This window comes from Bogoriella caseilytica, from assembly GCF_003752405.1.
In the GTDB taxonomy this organism is placed as follows: Bacteria; Actinomycetota; Actinomycetes; order Actinomycetales; family Actinomycetaceae; genus Allobogoriella; species Allobogoriella caseilytica.
Map to the genome: position 1 here is coordinate 1503216 of NZ_RKHK01000001.1, position 25789 is coordinate 1529004.

At 68.9% G+C, this 25789-nt stretch carries 26 protein-coding genes; 14 read left to right on the top strand and 12 right to left on the bottom strand.

From position 1 onward, the window contains the following. Window positions 1-68: 68 nt before the first annotated feature. Both EDD31_RS06725 and EDD31_RS06730 read right to left on the bottom strand, forming a co-directional pair. The gene (locus EDD31_RS06725) at window positions 69-371 is read right to left on the bottom strand and encodes a hypothetical protein (RefSeq protein WP_123303473.1); all 303 of its coding nucleotides are present in this window, start codon (window positions 369-371) and stop codon (window positions 69-71) included. Between the two features lie 141 nt (window positions 372-512). Beyond that, window positions 513-851 carry a hypothetical protein gene (locus EDD31_RS06730; RefSeq protein ID WP_123303474.1) on the bottom strand — a complete coding sequence of 113 codons (339 nt, stop codon included), beginning with the start codon at window positions 849-851 and terminating at the stop codon, window positions 513-515. A 269-nt stretch (window positions 852-1120) separates the two neighbouring features. Here EDD31_RS06730 and EDD31_RS06735 point away from each other — a divergent pair, with 269 nt between their 5' ends. Both EDD31_RS06735 and EDD31_RS06745 read left to right on the top strand, forming a co-directional pair. Beyond that, the gene (locus EDD31_RS06735; RefSeq protein ID WP_148058889.1) at window positions 1121-1492 is read left to right on the top strand and encodes a hypothetical protein; all 372 of its coding nucleotides are present in this window, start codon (window positions 1121-1123) and stop codon (window positions 1490-1492) included. Window positions 1493-1822: 330 nt separating this feature from the next. Next, window positions 1823-2284, top strand: coding sequence for a luciferase domain-containing protein (locus tag EDD31_RS06745; protein WP_245990987.1), 462 nt, complete (start codon window positions 1823-1825; stop codon window positions 2282-2284). 220 nt (window positions 2285-2504) lie between these two features. On the opposite strand, the gene EDD31_RS06750 is transcribed toward EDD31_RS06745, so the two are convergent. The 3 genes from EDD31_RS06750 to EDD31_RS06760 all read right to left on the bottom strand — a co-directional run bounded on the left by EDD31_RS06750 (window position 2505) and on the right by EDD31_RS06760 (window position 4496). Beyond that, window positions 2505-3707 carry an MFS transporter gene (locus EDD31_RS06750; protein WP_342768027.1) on the bottom strand — a complete coding sequence of 401 codons (1203 nt, stop codon included), beginning with the start codon at window positions 3705-3707 and terminating at the stop codon, window positions 2505-2507. 96 nt (window positions 3708-3803) lie between these two features. Next, complete coding sequence (locus EDD31_RS06755; RefSeq protein ID WP_123303478.1) at window positions 3804-4097, bottom strand: hypothetical protein; 294 nt, start codon at window positions 4095-4097, stop codon at window positions 3804-3806. A 9-nt stretch (window positions 4098-4106) separates the two neighbouring features. Further along, on the bottom strand, window positions 4107-4496 hold the full coding sequence (locus tag EDD31_RS06760) for a tautomerase family protein (protein ID WP_123303479.1): 390 nt from the start codon (window positions 4494-4496) through the stop codon (window positions 4107-4109). A 271-nt stretch (window positions 4497-4767) separates the two neighbouring features. Here EDD31_RS06760 and EDD31_RS14630 point away from each other — a divergent pair, with 271 nt between their 5' ends. From EDD31_RS14630 to EDD31_RS06775, 3 genes are all read left to right on the top strand, one after another. Further along, window positions 4768-4956, top strand: coding sequence for a hypothetical protein (locus EDD31_RS14630; protein WP_148058891.1), 189 nt, complete (start codon window positions 4768-4770; stop codon window positions 4954-4956). A gap of 97 nt (window positions 4957-5053) precedes the next feature. Continuing rightward, entirely contained in the window at window positions 5054-5416 is a 363-nt protein-coding gene (locus EDD31_RS06770) for a nuclear transport factor 2 family protein (RefSeq protein WP_123303481.1), read from the top strand. A gap of 41 nt (window positions 5417-5457) precedes the next feature. Further along, the gene (locus EDD31_RS06775; RefSeq protein ID WP_123303482.1) at window positions 5458-6306 is read left to right on the top strand and encodes a PHP domain-containing protein; all 849 of its coding nucleotides are present in this window, start codon (window positions 5458-5460) and stop codon (window positions 6304-6306) included. A gap of 186 nt (window positions 6307-6492) precedes the next feature. On the opposite strand, the gene EDD31_RS06780 is transcribed toward EDD31_RS06775, so the two are convergent. After that, a complete protein-coding gene (locus EDD31_RS06780; protein ID WP_123303483.1) occupies window positions 6493-7539 on the bottom strand; it encodes a LacI family DNA-binding transcriptional regulator in 1047 nt (348 codons plus the stop codon). Between the two features lie 284 nt (window positions 7540-7823). On the opposite strand from EDD31_RS06780, the gene EDD31_RS06785 reads away from it, so the two are divergent. Beyond that, window positions 7824-9851, top strand: coding sequence for a beta-galactosidase (locus tag EDD31_RS06785; protein ID WP_123303484.1), 2028 nt, complete (start codon window positions 7824-7826; stop codon window positions 9849-9851). Here EDD31_RS06785 and EDD31_RS14725 read toward each other — a convergent pair. Next, window positions 9848-9991: a hypothetical protein gene (locus EDD31_RS14725; protein ID WP_170163219.1), complete on the bottom strand. Its 144-nt coding sequence runs from the start codon at window positions 9989-9991 to the stop codon at window positions 9848-9850. The two genes, EDD31_RS06785 and EDD31_RS14725, sit on opposite strands and share 4 nt — an antisense overlap. Here EDD31_RS14725 and EDD31_RS06790 point away from each other — a divergent pair. From EDD31_RS06790 to EDD31_RS06805, 4 genes are all read left to right on the top strand, one after another. Next, window positions 9990-11294: a sugar ABC transporter substrate-binding protein gene (locus EDD31_RS06790; RefSeq protein WP_123303485.1), complete on the top strand. Its 1305-nt coding sequence runs from the start codon at window positions 9990-9992 to the stop codon at window positions 11292-11294. The two genes, EDD31_RS14725 and EDD31_RS06790, sit on opposite strands and share 2 nt — an antisense overlap. Window positions 11295-11422: 128 nt before the next feature. Beyond that, window positions 11423-13048, top strand: a complete 1626-nt coding sequence (locus EDD31_RS06795; protein WP_245990990.1) for an ABC transporter permease subunit — start codon at window positions 11423-11425, stop codon at window positions 13046-13048. Window positions 13049-13050: 2 nt separating this feature from the next. Further along, window positions 13051-13968 carry a sugar ABC transporter permease gene (locus tag EDD31_RS06800; RefSeq protein ID WP_123303486.1) on the top strand — a complete coding sequence of 306 codons (918 nt, stop codon included), beginning with the start codon at window positions 13051-13053 and terminating at the stop codon, window positions 13966-13968. A gap of 81 nt (window positions 13969-14049) precedes the next feature. Next, window positions 14050-16593, top strand: coding sequence for a glycosyl hydrolase 53 family protein (locus tag EDD31_RS06805; RefSeq protein WP_245990993.1), 2544 nt, complete (start codon window positions 14050-14052; stop codon window positions 16591-16593). A gap of 90 nt (window positions 16594-16683) precedes the next feature. On the opposite strand, the gene EDD31_RS06810 is transcribed toward EDD31_RS06805, so the two are convergent. Beyond that, window positions 16684-17658: a helix-turn-helix transcriptional regulator gene (locus EDD31_RS06810; protein WP_123303488.1), complete on the bottom strand. Its 975-nt coding sequence runs from the start codon at window positions 17656-17658 to the stop codon at window positions 16684-16686. Between the two features lie 93 nt (window positions 17659-17751). Between EDD31_RS06810 and EDD31_RS06815 the strand changes: the two genes are divergently transcribed. Further along, entirely contained in the window at window positions 17752-18726 is a 975-nt protein-coding gene (locus EDD31_RS06815) for an SDR family oxidoreductase (protein ID WP_123303489.1), read from the top strand. Window positions 18727-19036: 310 nt separating this feature from the next. Here EDD31_RS06815 and EDD31_RS06820 read toward each other — a convergent pair whose 3' ends face one another. The 4 genes from EDD31_RS06820 to EDD31_RS06835 all read right to left on the bottom strand — a co-directional run bounded on the left by EDD31_RS06820 (window position 19037) and on the right by EDD31_RS06835 (window position 22392). After that, entirely contained in the window at window positions 19037-19561 is a 525-nt protein-coding gene (locus EDD31_RS06820; protein WP_123303490.1) for a pyridoxamine 5'-phosphate oxidase family protein, read from the bottom strand. Window positions 19562-19580: 19 nt separating this feature from the next. Then, on the bottom strand, window positions 19581-20387 hold the full coding sequence (locus EDD31_RS06825) for an SDR family oxidoreductase (RefSeq protein ID WP_123303491.1): 807 nt from the start codon (window positions 20385-20387) through the stop codon (window positions 19581-19583). Window positions 20388-20470: 83 nt separating this feature from the next. Then, window positions 20471-21127, bottom strand: coding sequence for a hypothetical protein (locus EDD31_RS06830; protein ID WP_123305252.1), 657 nt, complete (start codon window positions 21125-21127; stop codon window positions 20471-20473). An 89-nt stretch (window positions 21128-21216) separates the two neighbouring features. Next, a complete protein-coding gene (locus EDD31_RS06835; RefSeq protein WP_170163220.1) occupies window positions 21217-22392 on the bottom strand; it encodes an MFS transporter in 1176 nt (391 codons plus the stop codon). Window positions 22393-22416: 24 nt separating this feature from the next. Here EDD31_RS06835 and EDD31_RS06840 point away from each other — a divergent pair, with 24 nt between their 5' ends. The 3 genes from EDD31_RS06840 (at window position 22417) to cydB (ending at window position 25780) form a co-directional block, all read left to right on the top strand. Further along, window positions 22417-23004, top strand: coding sequence for a TetR/AcrR family transcriptional regulator (locus EDD31_RS06840; RefSeq protein WP_123303493.1), 588 nt, complete (start codon window positions 22417-22419; stop codon window positions 23002-23004). 139 nt (window positions 23005-23143) lie between these two features. After that, window positions 23144-24643 (top strand): cytochrome ubiquinol oxidase subunit I, encoded by a 1500-nt coding sequence (locus EDD31_RS06845; protein WP_123303494.1) that lies wholly within the window; start codon window positions 23144-23146, stop codon window positions 24641-24643. A 39-nt stretch (window positions 24644-24682) separates the two neighbouring features. After that, window positions 24683-25780, top strand: coding sequence for a cytochrome d ubiquinol oxidase subunit II (gene cydB, locus EDD31_RS06850; RefSeq protein WP_123303495.1), 1098 nt, complete (start codon window positions 24683-24685; stop codon window positions 25778-25780). The last annotated feature ends 9 nt before the right edge of the window (window positions 25781-25789 follow it).

Consider the following 25789-nt stretch of genomic DNA (forward strand, 5'->3'; position numbering starts at 1 on the left):
GCGCGTGGAGTGCGGTGCGATCTCAGTGCCTCTTCGTTGCCCCGGGGACACCAGCGCGAAACAGCACATCAAACCTCCACGGTCACCACTGCCGCATGTGGGCCCCCGCATCGCGCTGTTCCTCCCACGCGGTGCCACTCCAACTCCACGGCCGTGTCGGTCACGACGTCACCTTCAGCGGTGTACGTGCGAATGGTCAGCTCCGCCGGCGTGCTGAGCATGGTGAACTCCCAGTTGCCGGCGCGGTGTTCCGTGACGCCCGAGAGGTCGAGGAGGGCGGGGTCTGGATCCTCGCCTTCGCCCGGCACACACACGTCGCCGACGCACAACCCGACGTCGGCGACCTCGTCCACGGCACCGGTGAGTTGCACCCGGAGCGAACTGGGCCACCCCTGGGGCGCGCAGGCATGCGAGCAGCCTGCGAGAGCGCTGGTACAGAGGAGAGCGAGAACTGTGAAGGCGGCGCAGCTGGCATGACGCCATCTCGCGGAGGAACTCATGGCCCTCCCGGATCATCCGCCGCTGAAAACGCTGATGGTCAGCGGCGTATCGAGGTCCTCACAGGCCGAGCCCAGGGACTCTTCGGCGTCGTCCCAGTCAGAGGACCCGACACCGCCGATGTCACCCGAGGCACCAGGCGCGACGGCGGGGGCGATGCTCTGGAGATCTGCGATGGCCTCGGAGACCTCGCTCGTACCGGTGGCGGGGAGACGGTCGAGGACGCGCGTGGCCAGTGCGTACCAACCTTCGTGCTCCTGGATGTCCATGCGCCCGGAATCGAGGGCCAGGTCCGCGTTCTCCAGGATCGTCAGCACGTCACCGTAGGCAGAGCAGAGGTCGGCGTCGTCCATCGGCTCGTCCGCCGCAGGCGTTGCGGATTCCTCTGGCTGTGATGTCGGTGGCGGTGTCGTGCTGTCGGCTGCTTCGGCTTCGCCGTCCGACGTGCACGCACTGATGCTTCCGATCACTAGAAATGCTGCCGGGATCCCTGCCCATTGCCGTGCCCGCATCGGTTCGCTCCCCTGAATGTCGAGGTCTCTGGCGCACACGATAGTGGCGCAGGCCACGAAAAGCAGGCATGGTGGGGGCATCTTGCTGGCGATCGGGCGGGGGGCCTGACATGCAGACGCTTCCTTCGACCGCCGAGGGTTTGTTCGCGGGGTGCGTGATTGCACTGGCGATCGTGATTGCGGCAGCGTGCGGCGTGGGCGCGTCGTCCCGGATCGTTGGAATCCAGATGCCTGCTGTCGGGCGCAGTCGTGCAACCTGGATCTTGGGGCATCGCGCGGCGCTGTGGATCATGATCCCCGCGTTCGTCACGGCACCCTTGCTGGTGCTGGTACCCAGCGATCCGCGGCTCGGTGCTGGGTGGCTCGTCTGGTTCGCCGGCATCGGCGGCGGAGCGCTGGCGGCGATGGCCAGAGCGCAACGATTAGTGCTGGACGAACCCAGCCAAGACTCGCCAGGCTCTGAAACACCGAGGAGGACGTGAATGCTTGAGTTTCGAACGTATGACCTCATCTGGAGCGCGGTCTACATCGTCATGGTCTCCACGGCGCTGGTCTTGATGATCCTGGGCTGTGTGGCGCTGGTGAAGTACATCCGCACCCCCGCAAGGACGACTAGGCCAGGGTGTGGCCGGCGGTTGGTGAGGGGCACGGAGCGAGGCGCGCATACCGTCACCGCAGTCGTCATCCGTAGCACGGCCGCTCCTGTCCGGGGTCTGTGAGCACCAGGTCGAGGTCGGTTTTGGCGAGAACCTGCGATGCCGCGCACCTCAAAAGCATGGTGCCTGAGGCGATGGCGTGGGTAGAGTCCGGGCGTGCTGAGCGAGCAGAGGCCGGGGGCGCGTCCGGTGACCTCCGATGAGGGGCCGCACCGGCAAGTGGATCAGTGTGCGCCGGCAGCTCTGTGGGGTGAGCTTGTTGCGAGGGTCCTTTCGATGGACGGGGTTGTCGAGGGGGCGAGCCAAGTGTCGCCTCCGTCGTCGAGGGCTGTGTACCTCGTCGGCAAACCAGAAGAGACTTCCCCGGAGACGTCGCTTGCGCCAGGCATGCGGCTCGAGCCGGTCCACCTGCACGGCGTCAACGACACCAGCGTGCATCTGGTGCTGCCCGCCGAGCGTGGAGATGAGCTTTTTCGGCTGGGTTGGGCCGAACCGCATCAGTACGCGGAATACGGCACAGAGTTCATGATCTACGGCCCTCGGAATGCAGCGGAACTCGAAGCGGCACTCACCGTGATCGAGGAGAGTCTGGACTTTGCGCGCTGCGGAGCGGCCTGAAGCTGGAGCTGATGGGCACCATCGGTGGATTCGTCACCTGGGATTGGTCCGACGATGGAGGCCACGACCAGTGGACCCGCATGGTGGTGCCGTAGGGGCGGGTCGGGCCCTTCACGCAACGCGCGGCACGCCGGCCAGACTTCCTTGAGCGACAAGTGACCAGCAGATGCGAGCGGCTGTGACGGCGGTACTCCGAGCTCCCGCACGACGACCCAGCCCCTCACATCTCGAGTCGGCGTCCCAAAGGCGGGAGTAGCGAGAGCGCGGGGCACAGGAGCAGGACGAGAGCGGCCACTCGGAAGGCGAGTTCCGGACCGAACGTGGCCAACATGGGTGCTGCGATAAGCGCGCCGACGGGCACAGCTCCCCAGCTGAGGATCGAGAAGGCGGCAGCAGCCTGCCCCATGTGCGCGCGGTCCACGGTGTTCATCCGCTGAGTGATCACGAGAATGCTCGTCGTCGACAGTGCGACTCCGATCAGTACTCCGCCGAGCGAGAAGGCGATAGCGCTGGCAGCAGGGTGGGGGTAGTCGACGGCTCGGACGATTCCTCCGAGCGCTCCGACAGTCAGCATGATCCGCCAGAGTCGCGCAGTGTGAGGCACCTTGTCGGAGATTCTTCCGAGGGTGACGGAGCCCAGGAAAGCGCCGACTCCGACGCCCGCCATAGCGATACCAAGGGCGCCAGACCTGACCTGCTGTGCCTCCAACAGGTAGGGGACGGACAGTGCGGCTCCTAGTCCCGCCGAGACCCGCCAGACTGTCGTGACGACCGTTGCTTGACGGGTCGTCCCTGGTCCGAGGAGGGCCCGGAACCCTGCCATCACCTCGGGCCGGCCACCGTGACGGCAGGGTAGGTCGCTGATCCGGGTCGCCAGGGCGGCACCGCTCAATGAGGCAGCGGCGGCGGCTGCTAGGCCGATGGCGAGGTTCCCCGAGGTGAGGAGGCCGGCAACGATATAGCTCAGCAGTTCGATCACGCTGGTGGCGCGGAACTGCCAGGTATTCGCCTCTTGACGCTCCTCTGGCTCGACGAGATCAGGGATGGCAGCTTGGGTGGCCACCGCCTGCACCACCAGGGTTGTTCCGAGACCGGCTGCCAGTGCAGTGAGGGTGATGTCAGACCTGCCTCCGTGCGACTGAATGAGGACCGCAGCCGTGCCGAGGGTGGCAGCCCGTGCCAGGCACGACCAGACGATGAGCAGGCGCGGCTGAATCCGATCTGCCCACACACCGGCCGGTAGTCCAATGAGTAACCAGGGCAGGCCAAAGGCGAAAGCGATGGCTGCCGGAGCGGCGTCATGGCTGGCATGGTCCGCCACGACCAACACTGGAAAGATGAGGGTCGCCATGGTGTTGGCGCCGAAGGTCAGGGTATGGCTCGCCCATAAAGCTCTGAAGCGTCCATTAGTAGTAATCAACATAGACGCGACGATGGGCGCACCGCTGCGTGCACCCGGGAAGAGTTTACCGCCACGGCTCCGGGCTGTGTGGCGGTTCAGAGAGCGTTCGCAAGCAACTCAGGGGGTGCATTCCGGGGTCGGCTCCGGTTCCGGTTCGACGGGCGCCGGCCCCCCGGGCGGGGCGCTCGGGTCGTCGTCGCCGTTGCCGGGTTCTTCGGGTGCATCTGCAGGGGGTTCTTCGCCCGTGCCGTCGAGATCCGCGTCGATAGGGCGCCCTTCACGCAGGTTCTCCCACAGTGTCTCCGTCTCCGGGACTGGCACGACGCGGGCGCCCTTGAGGGCGTGGGGCGACCGCGCGTGCCGGGTCCCTGCGTTCCGGTGATCGGCGCGCAGCTCGGAGTGGCGAGTCACATGACCACCCTAGACATCGACGTCGTATCCGAGGCTGAGGTCCTCCGCGTTAAGCCCCCGGATGCCCCAGTTCACCTTCGGGGTTTCGGTGATGGTGATCTCCACGCTGTGCGGAGGGATTCCCACCTCTGCTTTGATCCGTGCAAAGAGTTCGCGGATCAGTCGTCGTTTGGCGGCCTCAGACCGACCTTCGAACATCGACACTTCGATGATCGTGTACTCATCACCCCGATCCTCTGGGTAGATGAAGTTCTCCGGGTCGAGGGCGATGAATCGATGGAAACGTTTCTCAACGGGATACGCGAGCGCAGCTCTGACCGCACGGTGGATGGCATCGGAGAGAGTGCGACGGTTCTTCTGGATCGAGTCACGTGTGCCGTAAACGACGATCTGAGCCATGGCGACACAGTAGCTAGCGGCCGGCCTCCGCTCGAACTCGGAGGCCTGCAGCCAGTCCCTTTCAGCACTCGTGTTGCGCACGATGAGCGGCCGCGGGGAGCCGGGAGTGCCGCGGTGGAGACGCCTCGCTGTGCTTGCGCATGGCTACTCAGTGGCCCTTCAGGAGAACGTCCTGATCACACCGCATGTGGGTCAAGGCTTGGCGACCTATGAGATCCCCGCTGCCGAGTCCGAACGTCTGGTCAGGCTCCAGTGCCTCGGGACTGGGGAGGTGACTATCCGAGTTGACGGCGAGGAGCGCTTCTCCGAGGACTGTCAGGGCGTGTCGCAACTGAGTATGGGGTTGACTGCCGATGGCGAGGGCAATCGCCTCGAGAACGATGTTCCGGTCCACGTCGAAGTGATCGCGAACAACGACCTCTACTGGGTGATCGGAGCCGCCGCCAGCAGCTCCGGATAGCCGCAGAGCGGTGCCACAGGGGCCGGGAAGACCACGCTGGTCCCCCTGCCCTCCGGTCCAACGCGAACCTCCGCAACGCCAATGGCAGGATCGCCCCATGAGCGCTCAGACTGACGCCGCCCGGCTGACCGAGCTCCTCAAGCGGGAACGGCTCCTCGCCACCGGCGACGGCGACCGCTACCGGGCCATGTGCGCCCCTGAGGCGATCTTCGTCCTCCCCGGCATGGTGCTGAACCTCGAGCAGTGTGCCGCCGCGATGGATGACTCCCCGGGATGGGACACGATCAGCATCACCGACGGTCAGCTCGTCCCGATCAACGACGGCGCCGAGGCCGTCGCCTATACCTTCGAGGGCCGGCGGGGAGAGACCACCTATCGCGCTTCCCTCACCAGCGTTTACCGCACCGACGGTGAGCCGGTGCTGTTGCTCCACCAGCACACCCCGCTGCCTGAAGCGTGAGCGCGCCTCATCTTGACGAGCCCGGTTGTTAGCCTCGCGGAATGGAGCTGCCTGGCGACTCGCACGTGCACAGCGAGTTCTCCTGGGACACGGGTGGGCCCGACTCGGCTGCCGCGGGCCGCATGACGCTGACCTGCGAGCGCGCGGCCGCCATCGGACTACGCGCGCTGATCTTCACCGAGCACGTCGACCTCGACTCGTGGATCACCGATCCGGACGACGTCATGGGCCACCAGACCCCGATGTATCGCGAGGGCCGGTTCCATCCGCTCCGGTTCCAGGCCGACCGCTACTTCGAGGCCATCGACCGGTGCCGTCTGGCCTTCCCCGATCTCCGCATCCTCGCCGGCATCGAGTATGGCCAACCGCACCGCAGTGACGACCGCGTTGCCGACGTCGTTGACCTCACGGCTCTCGACCGGGTCAACGGCTCGCTGCACACCCTCCCCTTCCGCGACGACCGTGCCGAACCGAACACCATGTTTCGACACCTGCCGGCCGCGGACGTCATGTGGGCCTACCTCGAGGAGATCCCCCGCATGATCGCCAGCTCCTCCAGCTTCTCGGTGTTCACCCACATCGATTACGCGGTGCGTAGCTGGCCCGTGGCCACCGAGGGGCCCTTCGACCCCGCCCGCTTCGAGGAAGGTTTCCGCGGCGCCATGCGCGCCATCGCGCACAGCGGCCGGGCGCTGGAACTCAACACGCGGCGTCTGGGCGCCTGGCAGGTGCAGTGGTGGGCCGAGGAAGGGGGCCGGGAGGTCACCTTCGGCAGCGACGCGCATGACCCGACGAAGCTCGCCAACGGCTTCCCCGAGGCCGCGTTGCTCGCTGAGTCGGTGGGCTTTCAGCCGGGATCCCGGCCGGAGGACCCGTGGAGGCGTCGCTGAGGCTCCCCTTTCGGAAACGCACCCCACCGGCGCCGAGAATTATGCAGTGAGCGTCGCTCCCAGCGACTCTCCGTGCATAATCCCGGGGTCTGAGTCTGAGTCTGAGGCGGGGTCGTCGGGGCCTCCGGGGCCGGGGCCAGTGCCGCACCGCCCCCCCCGGGCGCACCGCCCCCCGGCCCCCGCCCCTCAGGCGCTCTCGCGCACCACGATCGAGGCCGGCATCGTCACCGACTTCACCGGCCCGCCGCCGATGATCTCCAGCAGCAGCGAGACCATCTCCGCGCTGATCCGGTCGAAGGGCTGACGCATGGTGGTCAGCGGCGGGTCCAGGCTCACCGCCAGACCCGAATCGTCGAAGCCGCCCACGGCTACATCCTCGGGAACCCGCTTACCGGCCTTACGCAGCACGGAGATCGCGCTCGCGGCCATGGCATCGGAGGCCGCGAAGACTGCATCGAAATCCGCCGAGCGCTCCAGGATCGCCGTCATGGCGTGCGCACCGGACTCGGCGCCGTAATCCCCGTGGGCCACCAGGGCCGGATCGAAATCCTCGCCCATCTCCTCGCGGAACCCCTGCAGGCGGTACCGCCCGCCGGGCAGGTCCAGCGGACCGGTGATCATCGCGATCCGCCGGTGCCCGCGCGAGCGCAGGTGCGCCACCATCTCACGCGCGCCGCCCACCTCGTCCACCGACACCGAGGCCACACGGTCGCTCCGGCCCAGCGGGATCCCGCAGGAAACCAGCGGCACGTTGCGCGCCAGGAGCTCATCCAGCAGCGGTTCGTTCTCGTGCGAAGAGAGCAGCATGGCGCCGTCCACGTGACCGGCCTCGAGGTAGGCCACCACGTTCGCGCGTTCCTCCGGCGTACCGGCCACCAGCAGGGTCAGCGTCATCTGCCGGCTGGCCAGGGCCTCGGCGGCGCCGCGCAGCAGCGGCGCGTAGTTCGGGTCGGCGAAGAGCCGGTCCTGCGGTTCGGCCAGCAGGAAAGCGATGGCATCGGCGCGGCCGGTCACCAGGGACCGGGCGTGCTGGTTGGCGCGATAGCCGGTCTCGCGGATGGCGCGCTCTACGGCATCGCGCGCATCGGGCGAGACCCACTTCCCGCCGTTGAGGAAGCGGGACACGGTGCCGCGGGAGACCCCGGCCGTGGCGGCGACGTCCTTGATGGTGGGCCGTTTGCGCTGCGCCTCGCCCGGGGAGAGCGCGCTGGGCGGTGCGGCATGGACGTCCATGGACTCAGACCCTAGAGCCTGCGAGCCGCAGCGAGGCTCGCGGTCCCACGGCCGCAGTGCGTTCGCGAACGTTACCGGAGCGCGACCCGGGCCGCCGGCCACCGGAAACCGACATCAAGCTGTGCACGAGCACAGACTTGTTACACGATTGTTGTCGCAGCTTCCTTGCAGGCATCTGTGCCCCCTTGACATCATGGACTGTGCACGTTCACAGTATGGACCAGAGGTCGCCCCGAGCGACACCCCCATCGTGAACCACGATTGACCTGACTCGACGGAGCGTCATGCTGGCAAAGAACTGGCCCCTCCCGGGGAAGATCGCCTACGGCGGCGATTACAACCCGGAGCAGTGGCCGCGCGAGGTCTGGGACGAGGACGTCGCGCTCATGCGCGAGGCCGGCGTCAACTTCGTGAGCGTCGGCATCTTCTCCTGGGGCCTGCTCGAGACCGCCGAGGGCGTCTACGACTTCGCCTGGCTGGACGAACTGCTCGACCTGCTCCACGCCCACGGCATCGCCGTCGACCTCGCCACCCCGAGCGTCTCTCCGCCCGCCTGGTTCTTCGCCGCCTACCCGCAGGCCCGCGCCGTGGACAAGAACGGCGTGCCCATGGGCTTCGGCTCCCGCGGCATGGCCTCGCACGCCTCAGCGGAGTACCGCGAGGCCATCGTGCGCATGGCCGACCAGCTCGCCCGCCGCTACGGCCAGCACCCCGCCGTCGTGCTCTGGCACGTGCACAACGAGTACGGCGTGCCGGTGGCCGAGGACTTCTCCGACGCCGCCGTCGCCTCCTGGCAGTCCTGGCTGCGCGCCCGCTACGGCACGCTCGAGGCCCTGAATGCCGCCTGGGGGACCGCCTTCTGGGGTCAGCACTATGCGCAGTGGGAGCACGTGGTGGCCCCTGCGGCCACCCCCACCACCGTCAACCCGGCGATGAAGCTGGACTGGGGCCGCTTCACCGACGATCAGCTCCGCGAGTGCTTCCGCCTGGAGCGCGAGGCGATCCGCGCCCACGCCGAGCAGCCGGTCACCACGAACTTCATGGCCCACCAGTCCTGGAACACCGACCTGTGGAAGTGGGCGCGCGAGGTCGACATCGTCTCCGACGACCACTACCTGTGGTCCCCGGACCCCGAAGCCCACGTGGCGCTGGCCCTCTCGGCCGACCTCACCCGCTCGGTGGCAGGCGGGCGCCCGTGGATGCTGATGGAACACTCCACCTCGGCGGTGAACTGGCAGGGCCACAACATCGCCAAGCGCCCGGGCGAGATGCAGCGCAACGCCCTGACCCACCTGGGCCGCGGCGCCGACGCGATCTTGTTCTTCCAGTGGCGGGCCTCCCGCTCCGGGGCGGAGAAGTTCCACTCCGCGATGCTCCCGCACGCCGGCCCGACGAGCCGCGTGTTCCGTGAGGTCACCGAGCTGGGTGGCCGGCTCGCCCAGCTGGGCGAACTGCAGGGCTCGCGCGTGAGCGCTGATGTGGCGGTGCTCTACGACTGGGAATCGCTGTGGGCCCAGGACCTGGAATGGCGCCCCTCCGATGAGCTGCAGTTCCGCGAGCGGATGCGCACCTACTACGAGCGGCTCTGGCGCGACGGCGTCCCAGTGGACTTCGCCCACCCCGGCGATGACCTCTCCGGCTACCGCCTGGTGGTGGCCCCGGCCTCCTATCTGCTCACCCAGGCCCACGCCGAGAACCTCACCCACTACGTGTCCTGCGGCGGCACCCTCCTCGTGTCCTGCTTCGCCGCGGCGGTCGACGAGCACGACGCCGTCCACCCCGGCGGCTTCGGTGCACCCCTGCAGGACGCCCTCGGCGTCACGGTCGAGGAGTACCTGCCGATCCGCACCGGCGAGCAGGTGGCCGTCAGTTTCGACGCCGCCGAGCTCGAGACCTCCGTGTGGGCCGAGGACCTCGTCCTCTCCGGCGCCGAGGTCTGCGGCACCTACCGCGGCGGCCCCGCCGACGGCGCCCCGGCCATCACCCGCCACCAGCACGGCGAGGGCGCGGGCTGGTACGTCTCCACCGCCCTGGGCCTGGAGGCCCTGGCCCCGGTCTTCCGCGCCGTCTACGACGAGGCCGGCCTGGCCGCAGACGGCCCCGTACCGGGGACCTACCCGGACGGCTTCGAGGTGATGACCCGCCACGGCGAGGACGCCGCGTACACCATCGCGGTCAACCACCGCGAGGAACCCGTGGCGCTGAAGGCCCGCGGCACCGACCTGTTCACCCAGCGCCCCGTTGACGGTGAACTCACGATCGCAGCCGGCGGCACCGCCGTCGTCCGGCTGGACAACACCCACGACCGCTAGGCGGCCCCCGCCTGGCCCGACCGCAGCACCAGCAGTACCGCACCACCATTCCAGTACGGCACCACCTGCAACACCCGGCGATCGCGATGGCGTGATCGCTTCAGCGGCGCCACCGGCGCCCATGAGGAAGGACAATCCATGCGCAAGAACGTAGGAATCGGCGTCGCTCTCCTCGCGAGCGCCTCCCTGCTCGCAGCCTGCGGCGGCAACGGAGACGCTGAACCGGCCGAGGTTGAGACCGACGACACCGAAACCACCGAACCCGACGAGACCGACGAGACCGACGGTGAGGAGGACGCCGGCGGCGACGCCTCCGGCTCCGAGCTCGTTGTGTGGTCCGATGCCGAGCGCGCCGAGGCCATCCGCAACGCGGCCGCGGACTTCGAGGCCGACACCGGCGCCACCGTGACCGTGGTGCAGAAGAACTTCGAAGACCTGCGCTCGGACTTCCTCGCCCAGGTACCCACCGGCGAGGGCCCGGACATCACCGTCGGCGCGCACGACTGGCTCGGCGAGTTCGTCGAGTCCGGCGTGGTCGACACCATCGACCTCGGCGACCGCGCAGCGGACTTCGAGGACGTGACCCTCGAGGCGCTGACCTACGACGGCCAGCTCTACGCCCTGCCCTACGCGCAGGAGGCCGTGGGCCTGATCCAGAACACCGAGCTGGTGGGCGAGGAGTCTCCCGAGACCTGGGACGAGCTCATCGACATGGCCACCGACGCCGGCTTCGCCGACCGGCCGATCATCTTCTACACCAACGGCCCCGAGGGTGACCAGTACACCTCCTACGCCTTCCAGACCTCCTTCGGTGCGCCGGTCTTCGTCCAGGACGAGGACGGCTCCTACACCAACGAGGTCGGTAAGGGCGGCGACGCCGGCCTGGCCTACGCGCAGTGGCTCTACGACAACGGCTCCGCCGGTACCGGGTACTTCTCGGACACCATCGACTACGACATCGGCAACGAGCTCTTCGCCACCGGTGAGTCGCCCTTCATCGTCCAGGGTCCGTGGACCATCCCCACCTTCACCGAGGCCGGAGTCGACGTCGCGGTCGGCCCCATCCCCGCCGCCGGTGACGAGACCGCGGCTCCCTTCGTGGGCGTGCAGGGCTTCTACCTGTCCTCGCAGGCCTCGAACGCGTTGCTCGCCAACGAGTTCCTGGCCAACTACATGTCCACCGACGAGGCTCAGCAGGCTCTCTACGACGCCGACCCGCGCATCCCGGCGCTGACGGCCGTGGCCGAGGAGGTCTCCTCCGACCCGATCATCGAGGGCTTCCTGAACTCCGCGCAGAACGGCGTGCCCATGCCGAACATCCCCGAAATGGGTGCGGTGTGGGACTTCTGGAACCCCGTCCAGATCGCGCTGATCAACGGCGAGGACCCGGAGTCGGTGTGGCCGACGATGGTCGAGAACGTCGAGAACGCGATCGCCGACTGATCGGATCACCCTCTGAACTCCCGGGGCGGGGCATGCGCAACACAGGCGCCCCGCCCCGGGATCCCACCCCCTGACCGGGATCTGCCCGGTCACCCGTCACGCCAGGCCAGACTCACCGAGGAGTGCAGATGGCAGCCCGCCCCCCGTTCGTGATGCAGCGGCCCCAGAAGGACCGCGGGCAGCGCGAACCCACCGGCCACGCCCGCAACTGGGTGGGCAACGGCTGGAGCTTCCTGGCCAAGCTGCTGGTGATGATGCTGGTCAACGCCTTCGGCCTGGCCGCGATCTTCTCGGCGTACAACGCCGACTCCTGGGTCATCCTCAGCGTGCTGGCGGTGCTGCTGGCGCTCGCGAACTGGATCTACTTCTCCCGCCGCGCGATCCCGCTGAAGTACCTCTTCCCCGGCCTGGTCTTCCTCGGTGCCTTCCAGGTTTTCGTGTTGGTCTACACCGGCTACGTGGCTTTCACGAACTACGGCACCGGCCACCTCGGCTCCATGGACCAGGCTGTCGACGCCGCCCTGATCCAGGATGAACGCCGGGTGGAGGACTCTCCGACCTACCCCTTGGCCGTGGTCCGCGACGGCGGAGAGGTGGGCTTCGCCATCACCGACGCCGAGGGCGTGGTCTACGTGGGCTCGGAGGATGAGCCGCTCGACGCCGTCGCCGAAGCGGCCGTGAACGAGGCGGGCGTGCCCACCGAGGTGCCCGGCTGGGAGGTGGTGCCGCGAGCCGAGCTGTTCAGCGACCCCGACCTGCAGAACGAGGTCACCAGCCTGCGCGTGCCGGTCTCCGAGGACGCCGAGGACGGCTCGATCCGCACTCGCGAGGGCTCCTCCGGTGCGATCTACACCTCCAGCCTGGAATGGGACCCCCAGGCCCAGACCCTGACGAACACCGATACCGGCGTCGTCTATTTCGCCAGCGACCGGGGCCGCTTCGTCAGCGAGGACGGCGATCGCCTGGCCGCCGGCTGGTACGTCAACGTCGGCTTCGACAACTTCGTGCGGGCCTTCACCGACGCCGCCTACGCCGGACCGCTGGCGCAGGTGACGGTCTGGACCTTCGCCTTCGCCGGGCTCTCGGTGGTCCTCAGCTTCGCCCTGGGCCTGTTCATCTCGTTGATCTACAACGATCCGCGCGTCAAGGGCCGCAAGATCCTGCGCACCATCTTCATCCTCCCCTACGCCTTCCCGGCCTTCATGTCCGCCCTGTTGTGGCGCGGCATGTTCAACTCCGAGTTCGGCGTGGTCAACGAGTGGTTCTTCTTCGGCGCCGGCATCGGCTGGCTGACCGACCCCTGGCTGGCCAAGGGCGCGGTGCTGTGGGTCAACCTCTGGCTCACCTACCCCTACTGGCTGCTGGTGACCACCGGCGCGCTGCAAGCCATCCCGAACGACGTCCTGGAGGCCGCGCGCATCGACGGAGCGGGGCGCTGGCGCCAGTTCAGCGCGATCACCCTGCCGCTGCTGATGGTGTCCACCGCGCCGCTGGCGATCGCCTCTTTCGCCTTCAACTTCAACAACTTCACGATCATCTACATGCTCACCGGCGGCGGGCCCGCCTTCCCGGGCGCGAGCGTGCCGCTCGGCTCGACCGACATCCTGATCTCCGCGATCTACCAGATCTCCGGGGTCGCCGGCGGTCGCGCGGACTACGGCCTGGCGAGCGCCCTGTCGATCATCGTCTTCATCGTCATCGGCCTGATCTCGATCGTGGCCTTCCGGCAGACCCGCAAGCTCGAGGAGATCTAGCCATGACGCAGCTCAGCAGCGCCACCACCCGCGAGGAGAGGATGCGGGCGATCGAGCAGCAGCGCGCCGCCGGCCGGCGCCGGCGCTGGATCCTCGACGTCGGCTGGAAGTACGTGCTGGCCCTGGTCATCATCTTCTACGCCGCCTTCCCGCTGGTCTACGCGCTCTCGGCGGCCTTCGACCGGCGCGGGTCGCTGGCCGGATCGGCCCGGCTGTTCAACGACGTCTCGATCGCCAACTTCGAGGCCCTGGGCAGCACCCTGTACTGGACGTGGGTGGTCAACACCCTGGTGATCTGCGGTACCGCCGCCCTGGGCGCGGTGCTCATGGGATCGGCGGCGGCCTACGCCTTCTCCCGGTACCGGTTCAAGGGCCGGCGCACCTCGCTGACCGCGCTGCTGATCATCCAGATGTTCCCGCAGACGGTGGCCTTCGTGGCCGTGTTCCTGCTCCTGATCGCCCTCGGCGAGGTGGTGCCCGCCCTGGGTGTGAACTCCAAGATCGCGCTCATCTGCGTCTACCTCGGCGGCGCGCTCGGGGCGAACACCTTCTTGATGTACGGCTTCTTCAACACCATCCCGATGGAGATCGACGAGGCCGCCAAGATCGACGGCGCCACCCACTTCCAGGTGTTCTGGAAGCTGATCATGCCGCTGGTCACCCCGATCCTGGCGGTAGTGGGGCTGCTGGCCTTCATCTCCGCCTTCGGTGACTTCATCCTGGCCCGCATCGTGCTGACCAGTGAGAGCAACTGGACGCTCGCGGTCGGGATGTACCAGTGGGTCTCCAACCAGCTGACGTCGCGCTGGGGCCTGTTCGCGGCCGGATCGGTGATCGCCGCGCTGCCCATCCTGGTGCTCTTCCTGTCTCTGCAGCGCTACATCGTGGGGGGTCTGGCCTCCGGCTCCGTGAAGGGCTGACGGCCGCACGACGCAAGGCCCTCTCGTGCGCCGCGCGGGAGGTGATCGATGGTGATCGAAAGGACAATGATGTCGACACGCGTGAGACGTCACGCCCACGCCGCCGTGGTGGCTGCTGCCGCGCTGACCGGAGCCTTGCTGGCCGCCCCGGCGCTCGCAGACACTGCCGACGACGGCCCGGTGGAGGCCGCCATCACCGTGCCCAGGGTGGAGGGGATGGGCGAGGACTGGATCAATGGCGCCGACTTCTCCTCGATCCTGTCCCTGGAGGAGAGCGGGGTGACCTTCCAGGATTCCTCCGGCGCGGAGGCCGACCTCTTCGAGGTCCTCGCCGACGCCGAGATCAACTGGGCGCGGGTGCGGGTGTGGAACGAGCCCTACCGCGCGGAGAACCCCGAGCACGGCTACGGCGCCGGCAACGTCGATGCCGACCGCGCCACCCAGATCGGGGTGCGCGCCACCGAGGCCGGCATGCGCGTGCTGGTCAACTTCCACTACTCCGACTTCTGGGCCCACCCCGGCCAGCAGCGGGTCCCGCGCTCCTGGGCGGAGACCAGCCACGAGGAGCGCATCGAGGCCCTCTACGACTACACCGTGGAAACCCTCGAGCAGATGGCGGACGCCGGCGTCGACATCGGCATGGTCCAGATCGGCAACGAGACCACCTCCGGAGAGATTGCCGGCACCCAGGGCTGGGACAACACCGCCGCCCTCTTTGATGCCGGCTCCCGCGCGGTGCGGGACACGCTCGGTGAGGACGTGAAGGTCGCCGTCCACTTCACCAACCCGGAGCGCTCCGGTCAGTACGCGTCCGTCGCGGCGGCGCTCGATGAGCGCGACGTGGACTACGACGTCTTCCTCAGCTCCTACTACGCCTTCTGGCACGGTTCGCTGGAGAATCTCACCTCGGTGCTGGACCACGTGGCCACCACCTATGACAAGGAGGTGGCGGTGGCCGAGACCTCCTGGGCGTACACCCTGGAGGACGGCGACGGCATGGAGAACGCCGTCGCCTCGGTGAGCAACCCGGCCTACTCGATCTCCGCACAGGGCCAGGCGCTGGCGATCCGTGACGTCATGCAGGCCGTGGCCAATGTGTCCGACGGGCGCGGGCTGGGCACCTTCTACTGGGAGCCGGCCTGGATCCCGGTGACCGTGCCCGAGGACGGCGCGGACCGCGAGGAGCTCTTCTGGGAGAACTGGCCCACCTGGCAGGAGCACGGCTCCGGTTGGGCGACCTCCTACGCCCAGGACTTCTACCGCCCCGACCCCGGCTGGTACGAGGGCATTCCCGAGGACGACTGGGCCGACGTGTACGGCGGCTCCGGCTGGGACAACCAGGCGCTCTTCGACTGGGCCGGCAACCCGCTCGAATCGTTGCGGGTCTACGAGTACGCCCGCACTGGTTCCGTGGCGCCGCCTGAGCTGGACGGCGTCGAGAGCCCGTCGATGACGGTGGTCTTCGGGGAGCCGATCGAGTTGCCCGAGACCGTGCGCGTGAGCTACACCGACGGCACCACCGAGTCCCAGGCCGTCACCTGGCGCGACTCCACCGACTGGATTCTGGGCCCGGGCACGTACACCGTGCGCGGCACCACCGACGGCGGGCACGACGTCACCGCCACGATCACGGTGCTCAGCGATGCCGACCAGGGCGCCAACACGGTGGTCAACCCCGGCTTCGAGGACGGCGCTGAGCCCTGGGTGGGATCCGGTGAGGGCTACACGATCAGCAGCAGCAGTGACCCCTACGAGGGCTCACGATCGCTGCACTTCTGGCACGGGAGTGACTACTCCTTCACCGTGGAGCAACAGCTGACCGGGCTCACCCCGGGGGAGTACCGGCTCTCGGCCGTGGCCCAGGGCGGGGACGCCGGCCAGAGCGACCAACTGCGCATCACCGCGCAGTCCGGGATCTCGACGGTGGCCGCGGACTTCACCCTGCGCGGCTTCGTCAACTGGCAGTACCCGGTCACCGAGCCGATCACCGTGGGCGCCGATGGCACCGCCACCATCCGGGCCGAACTGAGCCTCAGCGGTGACGCCTGGGGCTCGATGGACAACTTCGCCTTCGTCGAGGTCTCCGAGGAGGAACCCGCCGACCTCGAAGCGCTCCGGGATCTGGTGGCACAAGCCGAAGCCGTCTCGCGGGAGGACTACACCGAGGAGTCGCTCGCCTCGCTCGATGCCGCGCTGATGCGGGCAGCCTTCGTGCTTGGCTCCGCCAGCCCCGGGCAGCAGAGCGTGGACGGCGCGGTTGGCCAGCTTCAGGAAGCGCTCGAGGGCCTGGAACTGATCCCCTCCGAGTCAGAGCCCACGCCGGAGCCCACCGATCCGGAGCCCACCGAGCCGCCGACCGGCGATGAGGGCTCCGGCGACGACGACGCAGGGGGTGACGACATCGGTGGCGATGATGCTGGTGGCGGTGACAACGCTGGCGATGGCACCGGCGCAGGTAGCGATGCCGCTGGCGACGACGGTGCATCCGGCAGCGACTTCGCCCCCGGCGGCCTTCCGAACACCGGTGCTCAGGTGCTGACCTGGGCGGCGGTCGCCGCGATCCTTCTGGGTCTGGGTGCGCTCGCGCTGTTCACAGTGCGACGCCGGTCCGGTCCACGCAGCTGATCTCGGGCAGCCACGCAGGGCTTGCGGCGTCAGGCGCGGGCCCTGCGGGGTAACGCGACATCGGGGAGAGTAAGTGGCGCTCCTGGCCACTTACTCTCCCCGATGCGGCCCAGGGTGGTTCAGCGCGGTCAGCTCCAGGCCACGCCGGTAGAGCTCATTACGGAGCTCGGCCGGTTCGCGCACCTCGACGCCGGGCACTGCGAGCAGCTGGGCCGTGGCAATCTCCATGCTCTCCATCAGGAGCTCAAGCTCGATCCGGTCTCCGGCCACCGACCGGCACGCTCCCAGTGCGGCGACGGTGTGGGGGCCCGGCACTGCCGAGCGCAGCATGGCGACAGAGCCGGAAGGAATCCGCAGGCGCACCGGCAGGGTGTAGATCGAGGCTTCGAAGTCGCGCGAGGCCTGCTCCCAGTACTCGCGCAGGGAGAATCCCGGCGGTCGCCGTGCCACGTCCTCGAGGACGCGTGCGTCGGTGAGACGCGACAGCCGGTACGTGCGCACCCGTCGGCGGTGGGCGGCGACCAAGTACCAGACGTCGGTCTTCAGCACGAGCCCCAGTGGATCGAGTAGTCGCTGTGCCGGGCCATCCTGCCCTGGCCGGAGATAGCTGGCCGCGACGCGGCGTCCGGACCACACCGCACGAGCTACCGCGGGCAGCGCGGCCGGATGCCCGGGCTCGGCGAACCAACGCTCGTTGTCGATCAGCACCCGCTCGTGTGCAGCATCCACCGCCCTCGACTGCGCAGAGCTCGCACTGAGCATCTTCAACCGCGCCGTCACGAAATCCTCCTGCAGGCCGAGTCCACGCGAGGCGGCCTCGCCGATCACCAGAGCTTGGAGTTCGGCGCCGGTCATGCCGGCGAGCGGTGACCGCCAGCCGTGCACCAGGCCGACGCCTCCCCCCGGACCGGTCCGAGTCCACACCGGCACGCCCATCTCGTGGAGAGCTGCGACGTCGCGCTGGATCGTCCGGGTCGAGACGCCGTGGCGCGTTGCGAGCTCCGTCACGGTGGAATTCGAGCGGCTCAACTCCAACATGACCGCCAGCAGCCGCGTGGTGCGCATGGCAGGAGACTACGGAGAAATGGCGACATCACCTGTCGGGAACTGCTGAGAGGCTCACATGGTCAGCGTGAACCGCCGAAAGGAACGTGTGCCGTGACCGGACAGTCACAGCAAGAGAATCGAGCTCGAACTGAGCTGCGCGGCAGGGTCGCGCTGGTCGCCGGCGCCACTCGCGGCGCAGGCCGGGCGATCGCCGTCGAACTGGGCCGTGCCGGAGCCACCGTGTACTGCACCGGACGCTCGACCGCCGACAAGCCTTCGGACTACGGACGGCCGGAGACCATCGAGGACACCGCTGAGCTCATCGCCGCGGCGGGTGGTACTGCCTACTCCGCGGTGGTGGACCACCTCGACGCGGGCGCCGTGCGCGAGCTGGTGGCCCGCATCGACCGAGAGCAGGGCCGCCTCGACATCCTCGTCAACGACATCGGCGGCGAGGCCTACGTCCACTTCGGCACCCCCTTGTGGGAGTACGACCTGGAGGACGGCGCCCGGCTGTTCGACGCCGGTTTCACCACGCACCTGAACACGAGCCACGCCGCGCTCGGGCTCCTCATCCGTCAGCCTGGCGGGCTGGTTGTCGAGGTCACTGATGGGACGCGCAGTTACAACGCCAACCACTACCGGGAGACGGTCTTCCTCGACGTCACCAAGACGGCCGTGGACCGCCTGGCCTTCGCTCAGGGCCACGAACTGGCGGCGCACGGCGGCACCGCCGTCTCGGTGACGCCGGGCTGGTTGCGTTCGGAGATGATGCTCGAGGCCTTCGGGGTCACCGAGGAGACCTGGCGCGAGAGTGCCGAAGCGAACCTGGGGAAGGATGCTCTGCCGCCGTACGAGTTCGTGATCTCCGAGACCCCGGCGATGCTCGCTCGTGGGATCGCCGCTCTTGCTGGGGACCCCGAGCGGCAGCAGTGGAATACCAGGTCGGTGAGCTCCTTCGAACTGGCTCAGCACTATGGCCTCACGGACGCCGATGGTTCTCGCCCCGACGCCTGGAGCTTCATCACTGCCATGGAGAACACTCCGGCTCGCGACCTGGACGTCGAGAAGTACCGGCGAGTCTGAGCCCGCCGGTGCTAGCGCGGGCCCGCACGAAAGTATGCAGCGAGCGTCGTCAGCAGCGACGGTGGCTGCATAGTTCCGGCGCCCGCTTAGGCTGGCGGCCATGGGTCGAGTGCCCACCGATGACGATCTTTACCTCGGCTAGCTCCTCTTGGGCTTGGCGCAGTGTGCGTTCGGCCTGGGAGTCGTGTTCGGCCAGGTGACGTGCACAGTGCCGCGCCGTCGTCGAGTTGGCGGAGTTCCCGGCGATCCTCGCCTGCTGCAGTCGCGCTCGCCGCGCGGCGCTCGATTCGGCCGGATCCACGCCTCGCCGCTAGCCATCCACCCCGGCCCTCCAGGTTTGACGCGGCGCGAAGCCGGATCGCCGTAGCCAGTGTTCGGTGTAGAGAATCCGTGTGGGCGTGATGACGGTCAGCGGGTCGGTGGGCGGCTGCTCCACGGGCCGGCCGCGCTCGACGTGATCCGATTGCCAGCGGAAGGCCTCCCAGTACGCCTCGGCCTCCGGGTCGTCGCGTTCGAGTGTGCGCGCGGTGCCGAAGAGCTGGGCGCCGCGGCTGCTCGCCTGCCCCACGAGCGGGGCGAAGATCCCGGCCGAGACCCGCGGGTCGCGGCGCAGGTTCCGGGACTTCACCGAGGCGTTCCAGGAGGAGTAGAAGATCTCGACGCCGAGGCTCGAGTACCGCACTGGTGTGGCCGCGGGGGAGCCGTCGCGATTCACGGTGGCGACGACCGCCATGTTCTGGGAGGAAAGCAAGTTGAGGATCCGCTCCTCGAGCTGCTCGCGCGGCAGCTCCTGTGTGGGAGTAGGCCCGGCGAGCCAGGGGTTCGTGGTGGGCATGGCCCAGGCTCTCACGGCCTCAGAGACGGAAGCCGCCTTCGGTGTTCAGCACCTGGCCCACCATCCACCGGCCCTCATCGGAGACCAGCCAGGCGATGAGCCGTGCCGGGTCGTCGGGTTCGCCGAGCCGACCGGAAGGGAAGGCCTGGCGCAGGTCAGCCAGAGCATCGTCGGGGATGCCCATACCCGGGTCGAGGTAGCCGGTGTTCACCGGCCCGGGGTTGACCGTATTGAGCAGGATGCCGCGGCGGGCCAGTTCCGAGGCCACCGTGGCGGTCACGCCGGCGAGCGCGGCCTTGGAGGCGGCGTACGCCACCTCTCCGGCCATTGGCCCCTGCTGCTGGCCCGAGGTCATCCAGATTGCCCGGCCACCTTCGCGGCCGTCGTGCTGCGCGGCGAAAGCCTGCGTGAGCAGCAGCGTGGCGCGCGTGTTGACGCTCCAGTGCCCGTCGAGCTTCTCGACGTCCATATCGGCCAGGGTTGCGTCGCCGCCGGATCGGGCGTGGTTGCACACGAGGATGTCGAGATGCCCGGCGCGCGCCACCGCGCCTTCGAGCAAGGCGGAAGGCGCGTCAGGATCGGCGAGGTCAGCGGGCAGGTCGTGCACGGCGGCGCCGGGCCCGAGCAGGGCCTCGATGCCCGCGCGCACCTGGGCCAGATCGTCGGCGCCCCACGGCTGATCCGCATCGTGCGGGCGGTGGTGGTGCAGCACGATCGAGGCGCCCATCGAGGCCAGGCGCGCGGCCACCGCGTAACCGATGCCACTGCGACGGCTGGCACCGGTCACCAGCGCAGTACGGCCCTGCAGGGAAGGAGTGGAGTGCATGCCGGCACGCTACGGCGCAGTCAGGCTGATGTCGCGGGCTTTTCTTCCAGGGCTGACGCTGACCGCGTGAGGCCCGAACCCGCTCACGCGGCGGAACGGCTCCGCCCGGCCAGCTCCTGCAGCCGAGTCATCATGCGCCAGGTCATGACGGCACTGATGATGCTCGTGACCTCGATGATCGGCCGCACCCCCGGCCCCGGGCGGTAGCGCTCGCGAATGTGCAGCCGCGTGGCGGGCTCGCCGCTCGGCCCGAGCTCGGGCGCGAGGTGGAAGGCCCAGGTGAACTCGAAGTCCAGGTCGCCCGGGGGCCGGCCGCCCGCCGAGGTCACCACCAGGGTTTGCCCGGGCTCCACCTGCGCGACGCGCAGCACAGCCTCGGGGTGCAGCGGGAAAGGGTCGCCGGGCGCGGGGTGCTGCCACTCGGCGTGGATGCGGGTGGCGCCGTGGATCTGGCAGCCCGCGAGATTCTCCAGCAGCTCGAAGGAGTAGAAGCCCGCCTTGTCCTGCCCGAGCTGGGCGATCCATGGCCACACATCCTCCGGAGGCGCCAGGATCGTGCTGGCGCGGTCGTTCTGCACCGCGCACTGCAGGAGCCCATCACCCGGCAGCGGCATCCGCGCCTCGGCACGCGTCGCCCCCAGACGGCGATGGGTGCCGGTCAGCAGGAAGGCCGCCGCGGCCGAGGCTCCGGCAAGCAGCGGGGCGGCAAGAAGAACGGTCAGGGCTCGGCGTGGGGTCATCAGGATCGCCTCCACGCTCATGGTGGCGCGCCGGCGCCTCCTGCCACCAGGGACCAAGGTCCCCGGACGCAGCGCGGGCGCAGATTTTGCTACCGCCATCGCACCAGGCCCAGCAATCCGCCGGTGACACAGATGACCACCGCGGCCAGGCTGATCAGGCCCGGCCGGGAGAGATCCGTCAGCCCGAAGGTGGCCGACCCCACCGCTTGCCCGGTGGCCAGGGCGATGAACAGCAGGGACGTCCCCTCCCCGCCGTGACCCGGCCACGCTTCCCGGGCCCACAGGATCAACACGCCGGACAGGCTCATGTACGCCGCCCCGAACAGTGCCATGCCCCCGTAGGCGAGCGCCGGGAGCTGACCGTGCGTCGAGAGGCCCACACCGCCGATGGCCAGGGCCAGTGCTGCAGCGCAGCTCAACCAGCCGAGGCGGATCCCGAGCTGGTGGACCAGGGCCCCGGTGAGGACGCCGAGCAGGCCGCCGAGCCCGAGCGCCACCCAGAGCCAGCCAGCATGTTCCGGGGGCAGGGCGCCGGCGCTGGTCACCATCAACGGGCCGAAGGTCCACACCAGGGCCGAGGCCGCTCCGGCCACCGCTGCCGCCACGGCCGGCACGGCGAGCGCCCGCCGCGGCCCGGCCACGATCCGCCCGGCCAGAGCTGCCGAGGCCTCCAGCGCATCGGCCCGCGAGCCACGCAGCCACACCATCGCCGCGCTGCCCACGCAGAGCGCGGCCATCAGTACCCAAGCCGCCGCCAAGCCCGGGCTGGTGAAGGCGACCATTCCTGCGCCGACCACACCCACCGCGGTCCCGGAGTTCACCACCCCCTGCGCGGTGGACGCCGAGCTCGCAGGCACCGCGGCGTCCACGATTCGCACCAGGGCGGGGGAAGCGAAGCCCGCTCCCATCCCGCCGAGGAAGACCGCGGCGATGAACAGCGCGGGGTGGCCGGCAAAGGCCACCACCAGAGAACCGCCGGCGGCCGTGGCACCGGCGAGCGCCACCCCCCACCGTGGCCGGGGCCCCACCAGGCGTGCCGCCAGCAGTGCGGCCACGGAGAAGGAGGTGAACTGCGCGGCTGCCGCCCACCCCAGTACTCCCGCGAGCTCTGGCCGCTCCGCCTCGAAAGCCGGGCCGAAGAGCCCGACGCCGAAGCGTGCCATCCCGTAGGTGGTGGCAATGAGCAGCATCCCGGCCAGAGCGGTGCCCAGGCCCTGTGCAGCGGCGGGCACCTCGACCTCTGGGGCCTGTAACGATCGTTTCACCATAACGATCGTTACAGTAGACCCATGGTGACCACCCTGCACACCCGGGACCGCATCCTTGACGCTGCGGAACTGCTCTTCTTCCGCGATGGCATCGCTGTGACCGGGGTGGACGCGGTGGCCGCCGAGGCCGGGGTGTCCGTCGTGACGCTCTACAAGCACCACCGCTCGAAGGAGAACCTGCTGCGCGAAGTGTTGCGCCGCCGCTTCGATTCCTGGGTGGAGCACTGGGACGCGGCCCTGGAGCGGGCGCACAGCCCGGAGGGCAAGCTCCTCTCCCTGTTCGACGCCGTGGCGACCTTCCGCGCTGCGGCCGGCCCCACCCAGTGGTGCTGCTTCCTGGCCACGGCTTCGGAGCGGCCCCGCCCCGCCGACCCGGCGTCTGATCCCGTCTTCGCCCTGCTGGAGCAAGACACCGCTCTGGTCGCCAACCGCCTGCAGGCCCTCACCACCGCACTGGGCTATCGCGAACCTGAGGCGCTCGCCCACGGACTGCTCCTGATCTACAACGGGATCCTGGCCAGCCTGCTGCGCGGCGCCCCGCACGAACCGCTCCCGGTGGCACGTGACCTCGGCCGGGCGCTCATCGATAGTTCCCGCGCCGCCAGCTGAAATCCGTCGGGACCAAAGGCCCGAGGAAGCAGGGACCTTGGACCCTGCGGCTGGCGACAGCCACCGGCTTGAGTGTCAGTGGTGACGAAGTGTCACCTCATCGACGGCGCTCACCGGGCGCCTGGCGCTTGGAGAACCCGTGGAAGCCCTCGAGCTGGCGCGATGGCAGTTCGCCATCACCACCGTGTACCACTTCATCTTCGTGCCGCTCACGATCGGGCTCGCTCCGATCGTGGCCGGGATGCAGACGGCGTGGGTGATCACCAAGAACGAACGATGGCTCAAGCTCACCAAGTTCTTCGGCAAGCTCCTGCTCATCAACTTCGCGCTCGGCGTGGTCACCGGGATCGTCCAGGAGTTCCAGTTCGGCATGGCCTGGAGCGAGTACTCGCGCTTTGTCGGTGACGTCTTCGGCGCCCCGCTGGCCATGGAAGCCTTGGCGGCCTTCTTCGTGGAGTCGGTGTTCCTGGGCGTGTGGATCTTCGGCTGGGACCGGGTCTCCAAGAAGATCCACCTGGCCTGCATCTGGGCCTTCGCCCTGGCCGTGAACCTCTCCGCCTTCTTCATCCTCGCTGCGAACTCCTGGATGCAGCACCCGGTCGGCGCCATCTACAACCCCGAGACCGGGCGCGCCGAGATGGAGTCCATCGGCGCGGTGCTGACCAACAACACCCTGCTCGCGGCCTTCCCGCACACCATCACCTCCGCCTTCCTGGTGGCGGGCACCTTCGTGACCGGCGTCGCCGCCTGGTGGATGGTGCGCCTGGCGCGCACCCGGCGCCCGGATCTGATCCAGCTCGCTCGCGACGTCTACCGTCCGGCCGTCAAGGTCGGCGCGGTGGTGATTCTGGTGGCCGGGCTCGGCGTGGCGATCTCGGGCGACGTGCAGGGCAAGATCATGTACGAGCAGCAGCCCGGCAAGATGTCGGCTGCCGAGGCCCTCTGTGGTGGCCAGGAGGCCGCGCCCTTCTCCATCCTCACCGTCGGGCCCCTGGATGCCACCTGCGACGAACTGACCCACCTCATCGAGATCCCAGGGCTGGCCAGCTATCTGGGCACCGGGCACTTCTCCGGCCCGGAGTCCTACCTGCCCGGCGTCCTTGACGTGCAGGAGGAGTACACCGCGCGGTACGGCGACCTCACCGCCGCCGGGGAGCCCGTCACCTATACGCCGCCGCTGGCGATCAGCTACTGGTCCTTCCGGCTGATGATCGGCTTGGGCATGGTGGCCATGGGTCTTGGCGCATGGGCGCTCTGGGCCACCCGGCGCGGCCGGATCAGTGAGAGCCGCTGGCTCTCGCGCTTCGCCCTGCTCGCCATTCCGATGCCTTTCGCCGCGGCCTCCTTCGGCTGGATCTTCACCGAGGTCGGCCGCCAGCCCTGGGTGGTGGCCCCCAACCCCACCGGCATCGACCAGATCCGCCTGCTCACCGAGCGCGGGGTCTCCACCGTGGTCTCACCCGGCCTGCTCTTCACCTCGATGATCGTGCTGACGCTCATCTACGGCGTGCTCGCGGTGGTCTGGTACCGCCTGATCCACCGCTACGCCGTGGAGGGGGTGCCCGCCCAGGTGCGGGACGAATCGCCCGAGGCCCAGGACGACCCCGACACCCACCGCCCCATGTCTTTCGCCTACTGAGCCGCCGCGCTCACCGACCGCACTCCCTGGAGACCAGACGTGGAACCCCTGTCGATCCTGTGGTTCATCCTCATCGCCGTGCTGTGGACCGGCTACCTCGTGCTTGAGGGCTTCGACTTCGGCGTGGGCATGCTCATGTCGATCCTGCCGCGCGGCGGCCGCAAGCAGCGCGAGTCCGAGCGCCGGGTGCTGGTGAACACCATCGGGCCGCTCTGGGACGGCAATGAGGTGTGGCTGCTCACCGCCGGCGGAGCCACCTTCGCCGCCTTCCCGCACTGGTACGCCACCCTCTTCTCCGGTTTCTACCTTCCGCTGCTGCTCATCCTGCTCGCGCTGATCGTGCGCGGCGTGGCTTTCGAGTACCGCGGCAAGATCGACAGCGAACGGTGGACGCGCGCTGCGGATCTCGCCATCCAGGTCGGCTCCTGGTTGCCGGCCGTGCTGTGGGGTGTGGCCTTCGGCAACCTCGTGCGAGGCCTGACCCTGGATGCCGACTTCCAGTACGTGGGCGGCTTCTGGGCGCTGCTGAACCCCTTCGCCCTGCTCGGCGGCCTCACCACCCTGACCCTCTTCCTGCTGCACGGCGCGGTCTTCATCTCCCTGAAGACCGATGGCGAGATCCGCCACCGCGCCCGCCGCGCAGCCGGCATCCTCTCGGTCGCGGCAGTCGCCGTCGCCGGCACCTGGGCGATCTGGGCGCAGCTCGCCTACTCGGTGGCCTGGACCTGGGGAGCCGTGCTGGTGGCCGCCGGCGCGCTGCTCGGCGTGGTCCGCACCGTGCAGCGGGGCCGCGAAGGCTGGGCCTTCGGCCTCTCCGCCCTGGCGATCGTGGCCGCCGTGGTGCTGATCTTCGGCTCGATGTTCCCCGATGTGCTGCCCGGCTTGGACGGCGGTCAGTCACTCTCGATCGCCGAGGCCACCTCCACCCCCTACACCCTGACGATCATGACCTGGGTGGCGGTCTTCCTGGTGCCGCTCGTGCTGGTCTACCAGGGCTGGACCTACTGGGTCTTCCGCCGCCGCCTGAGCACCGAGGACATCCCCGCCCCGGCGGGTTTGAGCTGGAAGAAAATCAAGGACTCCGCCTTCGGGCACGACGCTGGCCCGGCCGCTCCGGCCTCCAAGCTCCCGCAGTGACCGCGCCGT

What these genes read in the sequence shown, in the direction of transcription:
- EDD31_RS06830 (WP_123305252.1), bottom strand. Translation starts at nt 21,127, where the DNA reads ATGACCCCACGCCGAGCCCTGACCGTTCTTCTTGCCGCCCCGCTGCTT.
- EDD31_RS06820 (WP_123303490.1), bottom strand. Translation starts at nt 19,561, where the DNA reads ATGCCCACCACGAACCCCTGGCTCGCCGGGCCTACTCCCACACAGGAG.
- EDD31_RS06810 (WP_123303488.1), bottom strand. Translation starts at nt 17,658, where the DNA reads ATGCGCACCACGCGGCTGCTGGCGGTCATGTTGGAGTTGAGCCGCTCG.
- EDD31_RS06750 (WP_342768027.1), bottom strand. Translation starts at nt 3,707, where the DNA reads ATGTTGATTACTACTAATGGACGCTTCAGAGCTTTATGGGCGAGCCAT.
- EDD31_RS06735 (WP_148058889.1), top strand. Translation starts at nt 1,121, where the DNA reads ATGCAGACGCTTCCTTCGACCGCCGAGGGTTTGTTCGCGGGGTGCGTG.
- EDD31_RS06800 (WP_123303486.1), top strand. Translation starts at nt 13,051, where the DNA reads ATGACGCAGCTCAGCAGCGCCACCACCCGCGAGGAGAGGATGCGGGCG.
- EDD31_RS14725 (WP_170163219.1), bottom strand. Translation starts at nt 9,991, where the DNA reads ATGGATTGTCCTTCCTCATGGGCGCCGGTGGCGCCGCTGAAGCGATCA.
- EDD31_RS06775 (WP_123303482.1), top strand. Translation starts at nt 5,458, where the DNA reads ATGGAGCTGCCTGGCGACTCGCACGTGCACAGCGAGTTCTCCTGGGAC.
- EDD31_RS06785 (WP_123303484.1), top strand. Translation starts at nt 7,824, where the DNA reads ATGCTGGCAAAGAACTGGCCCCTCCCGGGGAAGATCGCCTACGGCGGC.
- EDD31_RS06770 (WP_123303481.1), top strand. Translation starts at nt 5,054, where the DNA reads ATGAGCGCTCAGACTGACGCCGCCCGGCTGACCGAGCTCCTCAAGCGG.
- EDD31_RS06790 (WP_123303485.1), top strand. Translation starts at nt 9,990, where the DNA reads ATGCGCAAGAACGTAGGAATCGGCGTCGCTCTCCTCGCGAGCGCCTCC.
- EDD31_RS06840 (WP_123303493.1), top strand. Translation starts at nt 22,417, where the DNA reads ATGGTGACCACCCTGCACACCCGGGACCGCATCCTTGACGCTGCGGAA.
- EDD31_RS06760 (WP_123303479.1), bottom strand. Translation starts at nt 4,496, where the DNA reads ATGGCTCAGATCGTCGTTTACGGCACACGTGACTCGATCCAGAAGAAC.
- EDD31_RS06795 (WP_245990990.1), top strand. Translation starts at nt 11,423, where the DNA reads ATGGCAGCCCGCCCCCCGTTCGTGATGCAGCGGCCCCAGAAGGACCGC.
- EDD31_RS06730 (WP_123303474.1), bottom strand. Translation starts at nt 851, where the DNA reads ATGGACGACGCCGACCTCTGCTCTGCCTACGGTGACGTGCTGACGATC.
- EDD31_RS06780 (WP_123303483.1), bottom strand. Translation starts at nt 7,539, where the DNA reads ATGGACGTCCATGCCGCACCGCCCAGCGCGCTCTCCCCGGGCGAGGCG.
- EDD31_RS06825 (WP_123303491.1), bottom strand. Translation starts at nt 20,387, where the DNA reads ATGCACTCCACTCCTTCCCTGCAGGGCCGTACTGCGCTGGTGACCGGT.